Source organism: Pseudomonas sp. TH34 (genome assembly GCF_016650865.1).
In the GTDB taxonomy this organism is placed as follows: domain Bacteria; phylum Pseudomonadota; class Gammaproteobacteria; order Pseudomonadales; family Pseudomonadaceae; genus Aquipseudomonas; species Aquipseudomonas yamanorum.
Window position 1 is genome coordinate 309,557 of record NZ_JAEKFB010000022.1, and the last position, 18,423, is coordinate 327,979.

General features: G+C 64.2%; 1 protein-coding gene and 1 pseudogene. Both read left to right on the plus strand.

Annotation, left to right across the window (positions count from 1 at the left end; genetic code table 11):
- The first annotated feature begins 51 nt into the window (after positions 1–51).
- A pseudogene (locus JFU58_RS18200) lies at positions 52–6,323 on the plus strand (amino acid adenylation domain-containing protein).
- Between the two features lie 1,050 nt (positions 6,324–7,373).
- The coding region (locus JFU58_RS18205; protein WP_201141490.1) for a non-ribosomal peptide synthetase at positions 7,374–18,423 on the plus strand (11,050 nt) is incomplete at its 3' end.

Genomic DNA, 18,423 nt, shown 5'->3' on the forward strand with positions numbered 1-18,423 from the left:
TGTGCGCCTTATCGACACCTCACATGAGAAGGATCTTATGACGTTTTTCCCCTGACCGCCGCCCAGCGGGATATCTGGCTGGACCAACTGCGCCTCGGCGACTCGCCGCTGTACAACATCGGCGGCTATGTCGACCTTACTGGCCCGATGAATCCCGCATTGATCCAGCGGGCCATTGAGCAACTGGTGGCCAAGCACGACGCGTTTCGTACGGTGTTGCAGGTGGCCGCCGATGGCTTGCCCCGGCAGGCATTTGCCGAGGCGATGGTGGTATCGGTGCCGCAGCATGACGTCTCTCGGCAGCCGGACCCCGAGGCGGCGGCCGAGGCTTTGCTGCAGGCGCAAATGGCCCGGGCCTACGCGCTGCTCGACGAGCCGTTGTTCCGTTTTTTCCTGGTCAAGCTCGATGAGCAGCATTACCGCCTCGGCACCCAGGCCCATCATCTGATTCTCGATGGCTGGGGCTTCGGCCAGATGCTGCAATCCCTCGCGGGTATCTACAGCGCCCTGGAGCAAGGCCGGCAACCGGACCTGTCGGCGCCGTCCTATGTCGACTTCATCGACAACGATGAACGCTATCGCGAGTCGGCCCGTTACGCCCGGGACCGCAGCTACTGGCTGGACAAATACCAGGCGTTGCCCGAGCCGCTGTTGACGCCCCGTTACCACGCCAAGGGCCAGGCACCGAGCAACACCTGCGTAGCACCGTTTCCGGCAACGTTGCTCAACCGCATGGCGCGGGTGGCGAACCATTACCAGGCGTCGGCGTTCCATGTGTTATTGGCCGCGATCTACCTGTACTTCAGCCGTACCGCCCAGCGTCAGGAGTGTGTGCTTGGGCTGCCGATTCTCAACCGTTCCAATGCGCGCTTTCGTTCGACCCTGGGACTGTTTACCCAGGTCAGTGCCGTGCGCTTGCAGTTCAGCGACGACCTGCCGTTCAGTGCGTTAGTGCGTGGCGTACGGGATCAGCTCAAGCAGGATTTCCGGCATCAGCGTTTCCCCCTGAGCGAGATGAATCGCGAGTTGGGTTTGCTGAGCGCCAACCGTGGCCAGCTGTTCGACCTGTCGGTGTCCTATGAACAGGACGACCATGAATTTCGCTACGGCCAGGCATCGGCCCGGGCGATCAAAGTCTCCAATCACCATGAGCCATTGCCGCTTGCGATTCACCTGCGCAGCAATCGCTACCACGACACGGCGTGCTTGCACTGCGTCTACAACGAGGCGTATTTCCAGCAGCACGAGGTGCAGGCCCTGGCCGAACGCCTGGTGTATCTGCTGGAGCAAGGTCTGGAAAGTCCGGCGCGGCCCCTGGCTGATTTCTCATTGATAACGCCTGAGGAAACCGCGCAGTTGCAACGCTGGAACGCCACCGCCCAAGCGTACCCGGCCGCGCAAACCCTGCACGGGCGCATCGAAACCCAGGCCGCGTTGGCCCCGCATGCGGTGGCTGCGGTGTACCAGGGCCAGCGACTGACTTACGCCGAGTTGAATCAACGGGCCAATGCCCTGGCGCATCAGCTGTTGGTGCTGGGGATAAAGCCTGACGACCGTGTGGCGATCGTCGCCCGGCGTGGCCTGGAGACGTTGGTGGGGTTGCTGGGGGTTCTCAAGTCCGGCGCTTGTTATGTGCCGGTGGATCCGGCGCATCCTGCCGAGCGCCTGAACTACCTGCTCGATGACAGCGCGCCGGTGGCGGTGCTGACGCAGACGGATTTGCTCGGGCGCTTGCCGATATTGAGCGTGCCGGTGATCAATCTAGACCACGCCACGGCGCAGTTGGCGAGCAACCCACAAGTAGCGATGACGCCCGCCAATCTCGCCTATGTGATCTACACCTCGGGCTCCACCGGCTTGCCCAAGGGCGTGATGGTGGAACACCACACCGTGGCCAATCTGGTGGACTGGCATTGCCAGGCCTTCGACTTGCACGCGGGCAGCCATACCGCCAGCGTTGCCGGATTCGGGTTTGACGCCATGGCCTGGGAAGTCTGGCCGGCGCTGTGCGTGGGGGCGACCTTGCACCTGCCGCCGGCCCACGACGGTGCCGAAGACATCGACGCGCTGCTTGAGTGGTGGCGCACACAGCCACTGGACGTGTGCTTCCTGCCCACGCCGGTGGCCGAATACGCCTTCAGCCAGAACCTCGAACACCCGACCTTGCGCACCTTGCTGATTGGTGGCGACCGCCTGCGCCAGTTCAACATGGCGCGCAGTTTCGCGGTGATCAACAACTACGGTCCCACTGAAGCCACCGTAGTTGCCACCTCTGGCCTGGTTGAGGTCGGGCAGCCGCTTCACATCGGCAAGCCCATCGCGAACGCCACGGTCTACCTGCTGGATGAGCAGCAGCGGCCGGTACCCATCGGCATCGCGGGCGAGTTGTACGTCGGCGGTAAAGGTGTGGCGCGCGGCTATTTGAACCGTCCGGAAATGACTGCCGAGCGTTTCCTTGATGATCCCTTCAACCCGGGCCGCATGTACCGCACCGGCGACCTGGCGCGCTGGCTGCCGGACGGCAATCTCGAATACCTGGGGCGCAACGATGACCAGGTAAAAATCCGTGGCGTGCGTATCGAACTCGGCGAAATCGAATCCGCCCTGGCGGGTTATGACGGTGTCACTGAAGCGGTGGTCCTGGTGCGTGAGGGGCAGTTATTGGCCTGGTTCACCGAGCACGCGCCGGTAGCGATTGAACAGCTTCGTGCCCATCTCAGATCACGCTTGCCGGATTACATGGTGCCGCAGGCCTACGTAAAACTCGACGCGTTGCCCCTGACCGCCAACGGCAAGCTCGACCGCAAGGCCTTGCCGGCACCCGGTGCCGATGCGTTTGTCAGCCGCGTCTACGAAGCTCCCCAAGGCGCCACGGAAATTACTCTGGCGCAGATCTGGGCCGAGGTGCTGCATGTCGAGCAGGTGGGGCGGCATGATCACTTCTTTGAGTTGGGTGGCCATTCGTTATTGGCGGTGCAACTGGTACAGCGCATGCGTCAGGCCGGGTTGCAGGCGGATGTGCAGGTGCTGTTCGGTCAACCGACATTGGCCGCGCTGGCGGCAGCGGTCGGCCAGGGCACCGAGCTTGAGGTGCCGGCCAACCGCGTTCCTGCAGATTGCACGTTGATTACCCCGGACCTGCTGGTACTGGCCGAGCTGGACCCGCCAACGATCGAGCGCATTGTCGCCGCCATCCCCGGCGGCGCCGCCAATGTGCAGGAGATCTATCCGCTGGCGCCGTTGCAGGAAGGCCTGCTCTATCACCACATCACTGACGAGCGCGATCCGTACCAGCAACACGCGATGTTCAGCTTTGCTTGCCGTGAACAGCTGGATGCCTTCGCCCGGGCACTGCAACAGGTGATCGACCGCCATGACATCCTGCGCACCAGCCTGGCGTGGGATGCCATCGAGCAACCGATGCAGGTGGTGTGGCGCAAGGCGCTTCTGGACGTGGAACCGGTGGCCCTTCAGGGAGGTTCAATCCTCGAACAGCTGCGCGAACGCCAGCGCCCACTGGACTTGCGCAAGGCGCCGCTGATGGCCCTGGATTACGCCGAAGACCCGCAGAACCGCCGTTGGGTGGGCATGTTGCGTTTCCATCACCTGGTCAACGACGCCACATCAACTCAGGTACTGATGGCGGAAATCCAGGCACATCTGCTCGGCCAGCAACAGCAACAGCAACTGCCGGAGCCGGTGCCTTATCGCAATGTGGTCGCCCAGACCCGTTCACCGCAGCGTCAGGCCGCACACGAAGCGTTCTTCCGCGAGCGGCTGGCGGATGTCGATGAGCCGACCCTGGCCTTCGGTTTACAGGAGCGCCAGGCGGATCGCCATGCGACCGAGGAGGCCGGTGTGCTGCTCCCCGACGCGCTCGGCCAGTTGCTGCGTGAGCAGGCGCGCACCTTGGGTGTCAGTGCGGCGAGCCTGTTTCACTTGGCGTGGGCCCAGGTGCTGGGGCGCGTCTCGGGCCGTGACGATGTGGTCTTCGGTACGGTGCTGCTGGGACGTTTGCAGGCCGGTGAGGGCGCCGACCGTGCCCTGGGCATGTTCATCAACACCTTGCCGCTGCGGGTACGCCTGGCCGGGTTGACGGTGAGTGAGGCGATCAAGGACACGCAGCAGCAACTCAGCGCCTTGCTCGCCCATGAGCAAGCCTCGCTGGCGTTGGCCCAGCGTTGCAGCGGCGTCACGCCGTTGTTCAACAGCCTGCTGAATTACCGACATGTCTCGGCCGAGGAACTCCAGGCGCTGCAGCCCGGCATCGAATTGCTCAGCAGCGAAGACATCCTCAGCTACCCGCTGATGCTCACGGTGGACGACCTGCCCAGCGGTTTCCGGCTCAAGGCCAAGGCGCCCCGCAAGGTCGGTGCCCAGCGCCTGTTGGACTACCTCGGCACGGTGCTCGCGGGATTGGTGGAGACGCCCGAAGCGCCGCTGTTCGATGTGCAGGTGCTGCCCGCGACCGAACTGCAACAGCAACTGGTGGACTTCAACGCCAGCGAAACCGACTACCCCGCGGGCCAGACCGTCCACGCCCTGTTCGAAGCCCATGCCCGGCACATCCCCCATGCAGTGGCGGTGCAGGCCGGTGAGCACCAACTGACCTATCGCCAGCTCAACGAACGCGCCAACCGTCTGGCCTATCACCTGCGCGAGCGCGGGGTGCAGCCGGATTCGCGGGTGGCGCTGTGTGTCGAGCGCGGGTTGGACCTGGTGGTGGGCTTGTTGGCGATCCTCAAGGCAGGCGGCGCCTATGTGCCGCTGGACCCGGGCTACCCCCGCGAGCGTCTCGCCTACATGCTGCAAGACAGCGCGCCGGTGGCGTTGCTGGTACACGGCGCGACCCGCGATTTGCCGGGTGAAGTGTCGATACCGGTGATCGACTTCGACCACTGCGCCTGGCAGCACGCGCCCGAAGGCAATCCGCTGGTGCCGGGGTTGAGCGTCGGCAACCTGGCGTACGTGATGTACACCTCCGGCTCCACGGGCACGCCCAAGGGCGTGATGATCGAACATCGCGGCCTGGGTAACTTGATGCACTGGGGTTCGCAACTGTGCCCGAATGCCGAGGGTGGCGCGTTGTTGCAGCGGGCGCCGTTCAGTTTTGACGGTTCGGTGTGGGAGCTGTTCTGGCCGTTGACCAATGGCATGCGCCTGGTCCTGGCGCGTCCCGATGGGCACCGTGAACCGGCGTACCTGGCGCAGGTGATTCGTGAGCAACAGATCAGCGTGATCAAGTTTGTGCCGGCGATGTTGCAGCAGTTTCTGGAGCTGGAGGAGTCCGCTTACTGCACCAGCCTTACCGACGTCTTATGCGGCGGCGGCGAGTTGACCGAGGCCTTGGCTCGTGGGGTTCAGGCGCGGTTGCCCGGGGTGCGTTTGCACAACGTTTATGGGCCGACCGAGGCGACGGTGGACAGCAGCGCCTGGACCCTGGAGCCGGGCGCGCCGGTGCCTGCGTTGCAGTTGTCGATTGGGCGGGCGATCAGCAATACCCGGTTGTATGTGCTGGACGAGCATGACCGGCCGGTGCCGCTGGGGTGCAGTGGGCAGTTGCATATCGGTGGGGTGGGCGTGGCTCGCGGGTATCTGGGGTTGGCGCAGATGACGGCGGAGCGGTTTATCGATAGTCCGTTTGTGGCGGGGGATCGGTTGTATCGCACCGGGGATCTGGTGCGGTATTTGCCGGATGGGAATCTGGAGTTTCTGGGGCGTAATGACTTTCAGGTGAAGCTGCGTGGGGTGCGGCTGGAGCTGGGGGAGGTTGAGGCGCGGTTGGCGGCGCATCCTGCATTGCGGGAGGTGGCGGTGTTGATCCGGGATGAGCGGTTGGTGGCGTATTTCACCGTGCGTGATGCGGTGCCGGGGCTTGAGGCGTTGCGCAGTTACATGGTGGAGGGGTTGCCTGAGTACATGGTGCCTTCGGCGTTTGTGCACATGGAGGCGTGGCCGCTTAATCCGGCGGGGAAACTGGACCGCAAGGGGTTGCCGGAGCCTGGGGTGGAAGCGGTTTTGAGTCGTGCCTATGAACCGCCTCGGGGGAGGTGGAGACCGTGATTGCGGGGGTTTGGGCGGAGGTGTTGAAGTTGGACCGCGTAGGGCGCCAGGATCACTTTTTTGAGTTGGGGGGGCATTCGTTGTTGGCCGTGGGGGTGGTGGCGCGGATGCGTAAGGCGGGGTTGGAGGTGGATGCCCGCTCGTTGTTCAGTCAGCCGACGGTGGTGGGGTTGGCGGGGGTGGTTGGGAGGCGGGTGGAGCGGGTGGAGGTGGTGCCTGCTTTGGGGATTCCGCAGTTGGGGCGTAGACGCAGGATTTGAGTGGTGGTGTGGTGTGCATATCCGTTTCTTCGGTAACGGCGGCTTATGGTTTCGCTCTTACAGCGACTCACTTTGGAAAAGCCCCAAAGTAAGCAAAGGGCTCTGCCCCGCCTGTCGGCGCCTCGCTGGGGCTCGGCGTTCCCTCACTCCGGCATTGCTCCGCGGGCCGCCGCGACGGGCCATCCATGGCCCGGCGCGGCTAAACCGGCGTCCTGCCGGTTTACCCGCTCCGCAATACCTGCGTTCGGCCTCGGGCTTATTGGGGCAGTCAGATCAAAATCAAAAGCAAGAGCACAGCGGCCTACCGGCCGGCTTGAGTGTTAAAAGCAAAGGCGAGATCCAGAGCGAAAGCCAAATCTGAAGCTGATGCAACTCTGCTTTTCTGTGGGAGCTGGCTTGCCTGCGACGCAGACAACTCGGTTTTTCAGACACACCGAGGTGATGCCATCGCAGGCAAGCCAGCTCCCACATTTGACCGTGCCCGCTTTTGATTTGGCTTTTGCTTTTGCTCTTCAACACTCAAGCCGGCCGGTAGGCCGCTGTGCCCTTGCTTTTGATCTTGATCTTGATCTTAGGCGCCCCGTTAAACCACGCTGGCCGAACGCAGGCTTTGGAGCGTGGGTAACCCGGCAGGACGCCGGGTTAGCCGTCCTGGGCCAAGGATGGCCCATGACGGCGGCCCACGGTCCAAAGCCGGAGTGAGGGCACACCGAGCCTAGGCGAGGTGCCGAGTGGTGGGGCAAGAGCGTTTTGCTTACTTTTGCGCTTTTCAAAAGTGAGCCGCTGTAAGAGCGGAACCAATACAAGCCATCACCCAAATAACGGATATGCCCCCTCCAACAAATACGAAAGTTCCCCCACGCCAGCCGCTTTGTCCCCGCTTCCCATGTCACCCCCCACCCCCGAATCCTCTAATTTCCCAACCCTGCGGGAAGCCACCCGATCCTCGATCGCGCCCGCGCTTTAACCCGGGCCTCCCAGGCACTTACGCGACAGCTGAAAACGGACTTTCTCCTCAACCGTATCCGACTCAAAAAAGCAGGTTACCCCATGCAGTTCAGCAAACTACTGGCAGCTCTTTCCACCCACCCGATCCGCCTGCAAATGGACGAAGGCGACCTGATCATCCTGGGTGACGACGACGCGCTGGATGACGCCCTATGGGACCAACTGATCGCCCACAAACCCCAACTGCTCGACCTCGTCGCCCAACACGGCGGCGACTGGCTCAGCCCGGCCTATCGCATCACTCCGGACATGCTGCCCCTGGTCAACCTCGACCAACCCGCCATCGACCGCATCGTCGCCAGCATCCCCGGCGGGGCGGCGAATGTGCAAGACATCTACCCCCTGGCGCCACTCCAGGAAGGCATGCTCTACCACCACCTGTCAGCCCACCAGGGCGACCCCTATGTGCTGCACGCCCAGTTCGTGTTCGACAGCCGCGCCCGTCTTGAAACGTTCGCCCAGGCCCTGCAATGGGTCATCGACCGCCACGACATCCTGCGCACCTCGATGGCCTGGGAACGCCTCGACGAACCCCTGCAAGTGGTCTGGCGCAAAGCCTCCCTGGTCTGCGAAGAAGCCCGCCTCGATGGCGATGCAATGACCCAACTGCAAGCCCTCTACGATGCGCGCAACTACCGCATGGACCTCGGCCAGGCACCGCTGCTGCGCCTGGTGTTTGCCGAAGACCCGCGCAATCAGCGCGTGGTCGCCATGCTGCTGTTCCACCACACCATCCTCGACCACACCGCCCTCGACGTAGTGCGCCGTGAGATCCAGCTGCACCTCGCCGGCCAGACCGAACAGGCCGGCGCTCCGGTACCGTTTCGCAACTACATCGCCCAGGTCCGCCACGGCGTCAGCGAACAGGCTCACGAAGCGTTCTTCCGCGAAATGCTCGCCGACATCGATGAACCCACCCTGCCGTTCGGCCTCCAGGATGTGCAGGGTGACGGCCATGGCATCGATGAAGCCCGGATCGCAGTCGACAACGATTTGAGCCGTCGCCTGAGGGCCCAGGCCAGACCATTGGGTGTCAGCCCCGCCAGCGTGATGCACCTCGCACTGGCCCAGGTGCTGGGCAAGGTCTCCGCCCGCGAATCCGTGGTATTTGGCAGCGTGATGCTCGGCCGCATGGGGGCCGGCGAGGGCTCCGACCAGGCCTTGGGCATGTTCATCAACACCCTGCCACTGCGGGTGGACGTAGGCGAGCAAAGCGTGCGCGACGGGGTGCAAACCACCCACAAACGCCTGACCGAATTGCTCAACCACGAACACGCCTCCCTGGCCCTGGCCCAGCGTTGCAGCGGTGTGGCCGCACCCACGCCGTTGTTCAGTGCGATCCTCAACTACCGTCACAGCGATGCCTCGGACACCCAGGCGGTGATCGACATCGCCGAAGGCATCCAGGTGCTGGGCGCCGAAGAGCGCACCAACTACCCGCTGACGGTCAACGTTGATGACCTGGGCGAGGGCTTTGCCTTTACCGTGATGGTGGACGCCTCCATCGGCGCGGCGCGCATTGCCGATTACCTGCATACCGCGCTGGAAAACCTGGTGCTGGCCCTGGAACAAACGCCAGATGCACCGTTGCACAGTCTGGGCATCCTGCCTGCCGCCGAACGCCAACATCTGCTGCACGGCCTTAACGCCAGCACCCAGCACTACGCCGATTCAGCCCTGATCCACCAGCAAGTCGAAGCCCATGCCGCCAGCCATCCCGAGGCCATCGCGCTGCGCTTTGAACACCAACATCTGAGCTACCGCGAGCTGAACGAACGCGCCAACCAGGTCGCGCACGGCCTGCTCAAGCATGGCATTCGCCCCGACGACCGGGTGGCGATCTGCGTGGAGCGCGGCCTGGAAATGATCATCGGCCTGCTGGGCATTCTCAAGTCCGGGGCGGGCTATGTGCCGATTGATCCGGCCTACCCGCTGGACCGCATCGCCTACACCCTGCAAGACAGCGCGCCGCTGGCAGTGCTGGTGCAGGGCAACACCCGTCATCTGGTGGGCGATGTCACGTCGATCGACCTCAACAGCCTGCAACACGAGCCCATCGTTAACCCCAACGTTGCGATCAGCCCGTCCAGCCTCGCCTATGTGATCTACACCTCCGGCTCCACTGGCTTGCCCAAGGGGGTGATGATCGAACACCGCAACGTCGCGCGGTTGTTCAGTGCCACCGAGCACTGGTTCAAGTTCAACGCCAATGACACCTGGGCGCTGTTCCACTCGTTTGCCTTTGACTTCTCCGTGTGGGAAATCTGGGGCGCGCTGATGCACGGCGGGCAGTTGTTGGTGGTGCCACAACTGGTCAGCCGTTCACCGGACGAGTGTTATGCACTGTTGTGTGAAGCCGGTGTGAGCATCCTCAACCAGACGCCGAGCGCGTTCCGCCAATTGATCGCGGCACAGGGCCGCAGCCAGCAACTGCATTCCCTGCGCCAAGTGATCTTTGGCGGTGAAGCCCTGGAGCCGGGCATTCTCAAACCGTGGTACGCCCGGGTGACCAACTCGGGTACGCGGCTGGTCAACATGTACGGCATCACCGAAACCACCGTGCACGTGACCTATCGTGCCCTGGAGGCGGCGGACGCGCAGCTGGTGGGCGTGAGCCCGATTGGCGTGCGCATTCCCGACTTGCAGCTGTATGTGCTGGACGCCCGCCGCGAACCGGTGCCGAGCGGTGTGGTCGGCGAGTTGTACGTCGGCGGCGCCGGCGTGGCGCGGGGTTATCTCAACCGTGATGAGTTGACCGCCGAACGCTTTCTGGCGGACCCCGTCACCGGCCTGCGCCTGTACAAGACCGGTGACCTCGGCCGGTTGCTGGCCGACGGCAGTGTCGAGTACCTGGGGCGCAACGACGACCAGGTGAAGATTCGCGGTTTTCGTATCGAACTGGGGGAAATCGAAGCACGCCTGGCTACCTGTGAAGGCGTGCGTGAGGCCGTGGTGATGGCCCGCGAAGACGAGCCGGGCGACAAGCGTCTGGTGGCCTACGTGATTGCCCAGCCGGACCACGTGCCCACCGCCGCCGAGCTGCGGGACCACCTGCTGCTGTCCCTGGCCGAATACATGGTGCCCAGCGCCTTTGTACTGCTGGACTCGTTTCCGCTCACCACCAACGGCAAGCTCGACCGCAAGGCCTTGCCGGCACCCGATGCCGACGCCCTGGCCCGTCGTGGTTATGAAGCGCCCCAAGGCGCGGTGGAAACCGCGATTGCCAGCCTTTGGCAAGACCTGCTGAAGATCGACCGGGTCGGGCGCCAGGACAACTTCTTCGAGCTGGGTGGCCATTCCTTGCTGGCGGTCAAGCTGATCGAGCGCATGCGCCAGCTGGAGCTGAGCGCCGATGTGCGGGTGCTGTTCGGCCAGCCGACGTTGGCTGCGCTGGCCGCTGCGGTGGGCGGCCAGCAGGAAGTGCAGGTTCCGGCCAACCTGATCCGCGAAGCGACCCGGCACATCACCCCCGACATGCTGCCGCTGGTAGACCTCGACCAGCAGGCCATCGACCATATCGTCGCCAGCGTGCCCGGCGGTATCGGTAACGTGCAGGACATCTACGGCCTGGCCCCGTTGCAGGCCGGCATCCTCTATCACCACCTGGCGACCACCGAAGGCGATCCCTACGTGTTGCAGGTGCAGTTCAGCTTCAGCGGCCATGAGCCGGTCGAGGCGTTTATCCGTGCGCTGCAAAGCGTGATCGAGCGCAACGATATCCTGCGCACCGGCATCATGTGGGAAGGCCTGGACGAGCCGGTGCAAGTGGTCTTGCGCCAGGCGCTGCTGGTGGTTGAGCAGGTCGACGTGGATCCACACAGCGACGTTCTGGCACAACTGCAAGCACGCTTCGACCCACGCCACTATCGTCTCGACCTGTCCCGTGCCTCGCTGATGCGCTTTGCCTACGCCGAGGATCAGGGCCGTCATGTCGGCATCCTGCTGCTGCACCACATCCTGCTGGATCACACCGCGTTGCAGGTGCTGGTGGAAGAAATGAGCGCCAGCCTCGCAGGCGAAACCGGCCTGCTGCCGGACGCCGTGCAATACCGCAATTACGTGGCCCAGGCGCGCCTCGGTGTGAGCGCTGCGCAGCATGAAGCGTTCTTCAGCGAGATGCTCGGCGATATCGACGAGCCGACCCTGGCCTTCGGTTTGCACGATGTGAATCGCGACGGCAGCGGTGTGCGGGAAGCGCACTTGCCCGTGGATCCGGCCCTCAGCCTCGGTCTGCGGGAGCAAGCCCGGCAGCTCGGCGTCAGCGCCGCCAGCCTGGTGCACCTGGCATGGGCGCAAGTCCTCGGCCAGGTATCGGGCCAGGACGAGGTGGTATTCGGCACGGTATTGCTGGGCCGTATGCAAGGCGGCGAGGGCGCCGACCGGGCGCTGGGGATGTTCATCAATACCTTGCCGCTGCGGGTCAGCGTCGGCGCGGTGAGTGTGCAGGGCGGCGTGCGCGCCACCCATGCGCGGCTCGCACAGTTGCTGGGGCATGAACATGCGTCCTTGTCCCTGGCCCAGCGTTGCAGTGGCGTGTCCGGTGCGCTGCCGTTGTTCAGCACCTTGCTCAACTACCGCCACAGTGCCCCGGGCGAAGCGCCAGGCGCCAGCCCGTTCGCCGACGCCGGGATCGAAATCCTCAGCTCCGAGGAACGCAGCAACTACCCGCTGGTGCTGAACGTCGACGATCTTGGTGTGGGCTTTGCGCTGACGGTGCAAGGCGTAGCCGAAGTGGATGTGCAGCGTGTCGGCGACTATATGCTCAGTGCCTTGCGCAACCTGGTGACGGCGCTGCAACAGGCGCCGACTACGCCGCTGCATCAAGTGTCGATCCTGCCACCTGCCGAGCGGCATCAAGTGTTGGTGGGTTTCAACGCCACCGCCCGCGACTACCCGGCCGGGAAAACCGTTCACGCTCTCTTCGAAGCCCAGGCCCTGGCCAGCCCGGAAGCCGTGGCGGTGGTGCACGGCCATGCGTCGCTGAGTTACCGCGATCTCAACCTGCGGGCCAATCGCCTGGCCCACTATTTGATCGATCAAGGCGTAAAGCCGGGGGACAGCGTGGTCATCGCGCTGCCACGCTCCATCGACCTGTTGGTCAGCCAGTTGGCGATCCTCAAGTGTGCGGCGGTCTATGTGCCGCTGGACGTCAACGCGCCTGAAGAGCGCCAGGCGTTCATGGTGCAGGACAGCCATGCCAAACACGTGCTGAATGACCTCGCTGCGCTGAACCTTGCGACGCAGCCTGCGCATAACCCGAACCTCGCCCAGTCGGCGGAAAGCGTGGCGTACATCATGTACACCTCCGGCTCCACCGGGGCGCCCAAGGGGGTACAGGTTCCCCATCGCGCCATCTCCCGATTGGTGATCAACAACGGCTACGCCGACTTCAATCACCGTGACCGGGTGGCCTTCGCCTCGAACCCGGCGTTCGACGCCAGCACCCTCGACGTGTGGGCGCCGCTGCTCAATGGCGGCTGTGTGGTGGTGGTCGAACACGCCACTTTGCTGTCCCAGGCCGCTTTCGCCGCCCTGTTGCAGGAGCAATCCGTCAGCGTGTTGTGGATGACGGCCGGGTTGTTCCACCAATACGCCGATGGGTTGATGCCGATGTTCCGCCAGCTGCGCTACCTGATCGTCGGCGGCGATGTGCTCGACCCGCAGGTGATCGGCCGGGTGCTTGAGCACGGCGCGCCGCAGCATCTGCTGAATGGCTACGGCCCCACCGAAGCCACCACGTTTTCCACCACCTTCGAGATCACGTCAGTGGGTGAGGGCGGTATTCCGATTGGCCGACCCATTGGCAACAGCCGTGCCTACGTGCTGGATGCGCGGCAGCAACCAGTGCCGCTGGGCGTCGTCGGCGAGCTGTACATCGGTGGCGCGGGCGTGGCCAAGGGTTATCTGAACCAGCCGCAACTGACCGCCGAAAAGTTTATCGTCGATCCGTTCGGCGACGGCCTGCTGTACCGCACCGGCGACCTGGCGAGTTGGCAGGCGGACGGCACCTTGCTGTACCAGGGCCGCAACGACCATCAGCTGAAAATACGGGGTTTCCGTATCGAGCCCGGTGAAATCGAAAGCTGCCTGGCCAGCTATTCCGGCGTGAAAGACACGGTGGTGCTGGCCCGTGAAGATGAACCCGGCGACAAGCGCCTGGTGGCTTACTACACCGCCCAGGCGCCGCTGAGCATTGAAGCGTTGCGCGCGCACCTGCAAAGCCGGCTGCCGGACTACATGGTGCCGTCGGCCTATGTCTGGCTGGAACTGTTGCCGCTGACCGCGAATGGCAAGCTGGACCGCAAGGGCCTGCCGGCGCCGGATCAGGCGTCGCTGCTCAGCCGTGGTTTCGAAGCCCCCGAGGGCGAGGTGGAAACCCTGATGGCGCAGATCTGGCAGGACGTATTGAAGGTCGAACGGGTCGGACGCTTCGATCACTTCTTTGAACTGGGCGGCCATTCATTGCTGGCGGTAAGCCTGATCGAACGCATGCGCCAGGCTGGCCTGAGCGCCGATGTACGGGTGCTGTTCAATCAGCCAAGCCTGGCGGCGCTGGCGGCCGCGGTGGGCAGTGGCCGGGAAATCGTGGTTCCGGCCAACGGCATTGCGCAGGATTGCCAGCGCATCACGCCGTCGATGCTGACCCTGGTCACGCTGGATCAAGCGGCCACCGACCGTATTGTGGCCACGGTGCCCGGCGGTGCGGCCAACGTGCAGGACATCTACCCACTGGCCCCGTTGCAGGAAGGCATCCTCTATCACCACATCAGCGCCGAACAGGGCGACCCGTACCTGCTGCAATCGCGCATGGCGTTTGACAGCGTCGAGCGGTTGCAGGCCTTCATGGGCGCGCTGCAAAAGGTCGTGGCGCGCCACGATATCCTGCGCACCGGCGTGGTGTGGGAAGGCTTGGACAGCCCGGTGCAAGTGGTGTGGCGTCATGCCGAGTTGGTCGTACAGCACATCCCGCTGGACCCGGCCGATGGCGACGTGATTGAACAGCTGCACGCACGCTTCGATGCCCGCCACTATCGCCTGGACATCACCCAGGCGCCGCTGTTGCGCATGGTGTATGCGCAGGACCCGACCAACCAACGGGTCGCGGCGATCCTGCTGTTCCATCACCTGGCGCTGGACCACACCGCTATGGAAGTGGTTGGCCAGGAAATGCGTGCGTTCCTGTTCAACCAGGCCGATGACTTGCCGGTTGCGGCACCGTTCCGTAACTACGTGGCCCAGGCCTGCATGGGTGTCAGCGCCCAGGAGCACGAGCAGTTCTTCCGTGAAATGCTCGCCGACATCGACGAGCCCACGCTGCCCTTTGGCGTGCAGGATGTGCAGGGCGATGGCCGGGATATCGAAGAGGCCGAGTTGCCCGTCGATGCAGGGTTGGCGCTGCGGACTCGTGAACAGGCGCGGCAACTGGGGGTCAGCGCTGCGAGCCTGATGCACTTGGCCTGGGGCCAGGTACTCGGCCTCGCGTCCGGCCGTCAGGACGTGGTATTCGGCACCGTGTTGATGGGCCGCATGCAAGCCGGCGAAGGCGCCGACCGGGCGCTGGGTATGTTCATCAACACCTTGCCACTGCGGGTCGAGGTGGGCGCCAGTACAGTACGCACCGGGGTCAAGGCGACTCACGCCCGTCTCAGTGCCTTGCTGGGCCATGAGCATGCATCCCTGGCGCTGGCCCAGCGTTGCAGTGGCGTGCCGGCCTCGATGCCGTTGTTCAGTGCCTTGCTCAACTACCGCCACAGCACCCCGGGCGAAATGGCCCGCGACGGGCATGGCATCTGGGAGGGCGTGCAGTTGCTGGGCGGGGAAGAGCGCAGCAATTACCCGCTGACCTTGAGCGTGGACGACCTGGGCACAGGCTTCGGCCTGACGGTGCTGGCCCTGGAGTCCATCGGTGCGCAGCGCCTGTGCGACTACATGCACAGTGCGTTGGAGCAACTGGTGCAGGCCCTTGAAAAAACACCGGAAACGCCGCTGAATCAGTTGCCGGTACTGCCTGCTGCCGAGCGGGAAAAACTCCTGCGTACCTTCAACGCCACCGCCCGCGATTACCCACAAGGACACACCCTGCACGCTGCCTTCGAAGCTCAGGCCGAGCGCCTGCCGCAGGCGATTGCGGTGAGCCAGGACGGCCAGCACCTGACGTACCAACAGCTCAACCAACGTGCCAATCAGCTGGCTCATCACCTGCTGGCGTTGGGCGTGCAGCCCGACGACCGCGTGGCGATCTGCTGCCGACGCGGGCCGCAGATGCTGGTGGGCCTGCTGGCGATTCTCAAGTCGGGTGCGGCCTACGTCCCGGTAGACCCGGCTTATCCGGCCGAGCGCATCGCTTACCTGCTGCAAGACAGTGCCCCGGTCGCGGTACTGGCCGAGGAAAGCACCCGTGGCGTGCTCGGCGAGGTGGCCATCGTCGACCTGCATGGCGCGTATTCCGGTGAGAGCAATCCCCAGATCGCCAGCCTGACCCCGACGAACCTCGCCTACGTGATCTACACCTCCGGCTCCACCGGCCAGCCCAAAGGGGTGATGGTGGAACGCCGCACTGTGGAAAACCTGGTGCACTGGCACTGCGAAGCCTTTGACCTGCACGCCCACAGCCACACCAGCAGCGTGGCCGGGTTCGGCTTTGATGCCATGGCCTGGGAAGTCTGGCCGGCGTTGTGCGTAGGGGCGACCCTGCACCTGCCACCGGCCCAGGTGGGCAATGAAAACATCGACGAACTGCTAGCCTGGTGGCTGGCGCAACCGCTGGAGGTGAGCTTCCTGCCGACGCCCGTGGCCGAGTACGCCTTCAGCCAGGAGCTTGAACACCCAAGCCTGCGCACCCTGTTGATCGGCGGTGATCGCCTGCGCCAGTTCAATCAGGAGCGCCGTTTCGCGGTGATCAACAACTATGGCCCGACCGAAGCCACGGTGGTCGCCACTTCTGGCCGCGTGCACATCGGTCAGCCGCTGCATATCGGCAAGCCGATGGCCAATGCCACGGTGTACCTGCTTGATGACCAACAGCGTCCGGTGCCGGTGGGTGTGGCAGGCGAGCTGTATGTGGGCGGCAGCGGCGTGGCCCGCGGGTATTTGAATCGTCCGGACCTGACTGCCGAACGCTTCCTTGATGACCCGTTCAACCCAGGTCGCATGTACCGCACCGGCGACCTGGCGCGCTGGCTGCCGGACGGCAATGTTGAGTATTTGGGCCGCAACGACGACCAGGTAAAAGTCCGGGGTGTGCGCATCGAGCTGGGGGAAATCGAAACCCGCCTGGCCGCCGTCGATGGCGTCAAGGAAGCCGTGGTGCTGGTGCGCGACGGCCGCTTGGTCGCCTGGTTCACCGAACAAAAACCGCTGGATATCGAAACCCTGCGCGCCGAGCTGCACAGCCAACTGCCCGAGGCCATGGTGCCGGTGGCCTACGTGAAGCTCGACAGCTGGCCCCTGACCGCCAACGGCAAGCTCGACCGCAAGGCCCTGCCGGCGCCGGATCAGGCCGCCATGCTCAGCCGTGAATACGAAGCGCCGCAAGGCGAGGTCGAAACCACCCTGGCGCGGATCTGGGCCGAGGTGTTGCAGGTGGAGCAAGTGGGCCGCCATGACCATTTCTTTGAGCTGGGTGGCCATTCATTGCTGGCGGTGAGTCTGATCGAGCGCATGCGCCAGGTCGGCCTGAGCGCCGATGTGCGGGTGCTGTTCAGTCAGCCGACATTGGCCGCATTGGCGGCGGCGGTGGGCAGTGGCCGGGAAGTGGTGGTGCCGGTCAATGGCATTGCTGCCGATTGCCAGCGCATCACGCCTTCGATGCTGTCGCTGGTGGAGCTGGATCAGACGACCATCGACCAGATCGTCGCCAGCGTGCCGGGCGGCGCCGCCAATGTGCAGGACATTTATCCGCTGGCGCCGTTGCAGGAAGGGATTTTCTACCACCACATCAGTGCGCAGCAGGGCGATCCGTATCTGCTGCAATCGCACCTGGCGTTTGACAGCGTCGAGCGTTTGCAGGCGTTTGCCCGGGCGTTGCAGTCGGTGATCAACCGCCACGATATCTTGCGCACCGGCGTGGTCTGGGAAGGCTTGCAACAGCCACTGCAAGTGGTATGGCGCCAGGCTGAGCTGTCGGTGCAGGCGGTGCAGGTGGGCACCGGTGATGTGCTGGCGCAGCTGCATCGCCAGTTTGATCCTCGTCACTACCGTGTGCCGATGTCCCTGGCCCCGCTGGTGCGCCTGGTATATGCCGAAGATCCGCGCCAGCAACGGGTGGTAGCGATTCTGCTGTTCCACCATATCGCCCTTGACCACACGGCGCTGGACGGCGTGCGTCACGAGATGCAAGCCAGCTTGCTGGGCCTGCCCGAAATCACCGACGAAGCCACGCCGTACCGCAATTACGTGGCCCAGGCCCGACTGGGGGTGAGTGAGCAGGAGCACGAAGCGTTCTTCCGCGAGATGCTGGGGGATATTCATGAGCCTACGCTGCCGTTCGGCCTTCAGGATGTGCAGGGCGATGGCAGTGCCATCGAAGAAGCCTGTGAAGCGTTATCACCGGCCTTGACCCAGCGCCTGCGCACTCAGGCGCGGTTGCTGGGCGTCAGCGCTGCCAGCATGTTCCACCTTGCCTGGGCGCAGGTGTTGGCCTGCACCTCGAGCCAGGACACCGTGGTGTTTGGCACCGTGTTGCTGGGCCGTATGCAGGGCGGCAAGGGCAGCGACCGGGCGTTGGGGATGTTCATCAATACCTTGCCGTTGCGGGTGGATGTCGTCGGCATCGGTGCGCGTGCGGCGGTAAAGGCGACCCATGCCCGGCTGACGGCACTGTTGGGGCATGAGCATGCCTCGCTGGCGCTGGCCCAGCGTTGCAGTGGAGTGGCGGCGCCGTTGCCGTTGTTCAGCGCCATGCTCAACTATCGCCACAGCGACAGCCAGCAAGCGGCGGTGTCCCCGGCCTGGCAGGGGATCGAAACCCTGGCCAGCGAGGAGCGCACCAACTACCCGCTGACCTTGAACGTGGATGACCAGGGCGACGGATTCCGGTTGACCGCGATGACCCCCGCGCAGATTGGCGCGCAGCGTATTTGCGGTTACATGC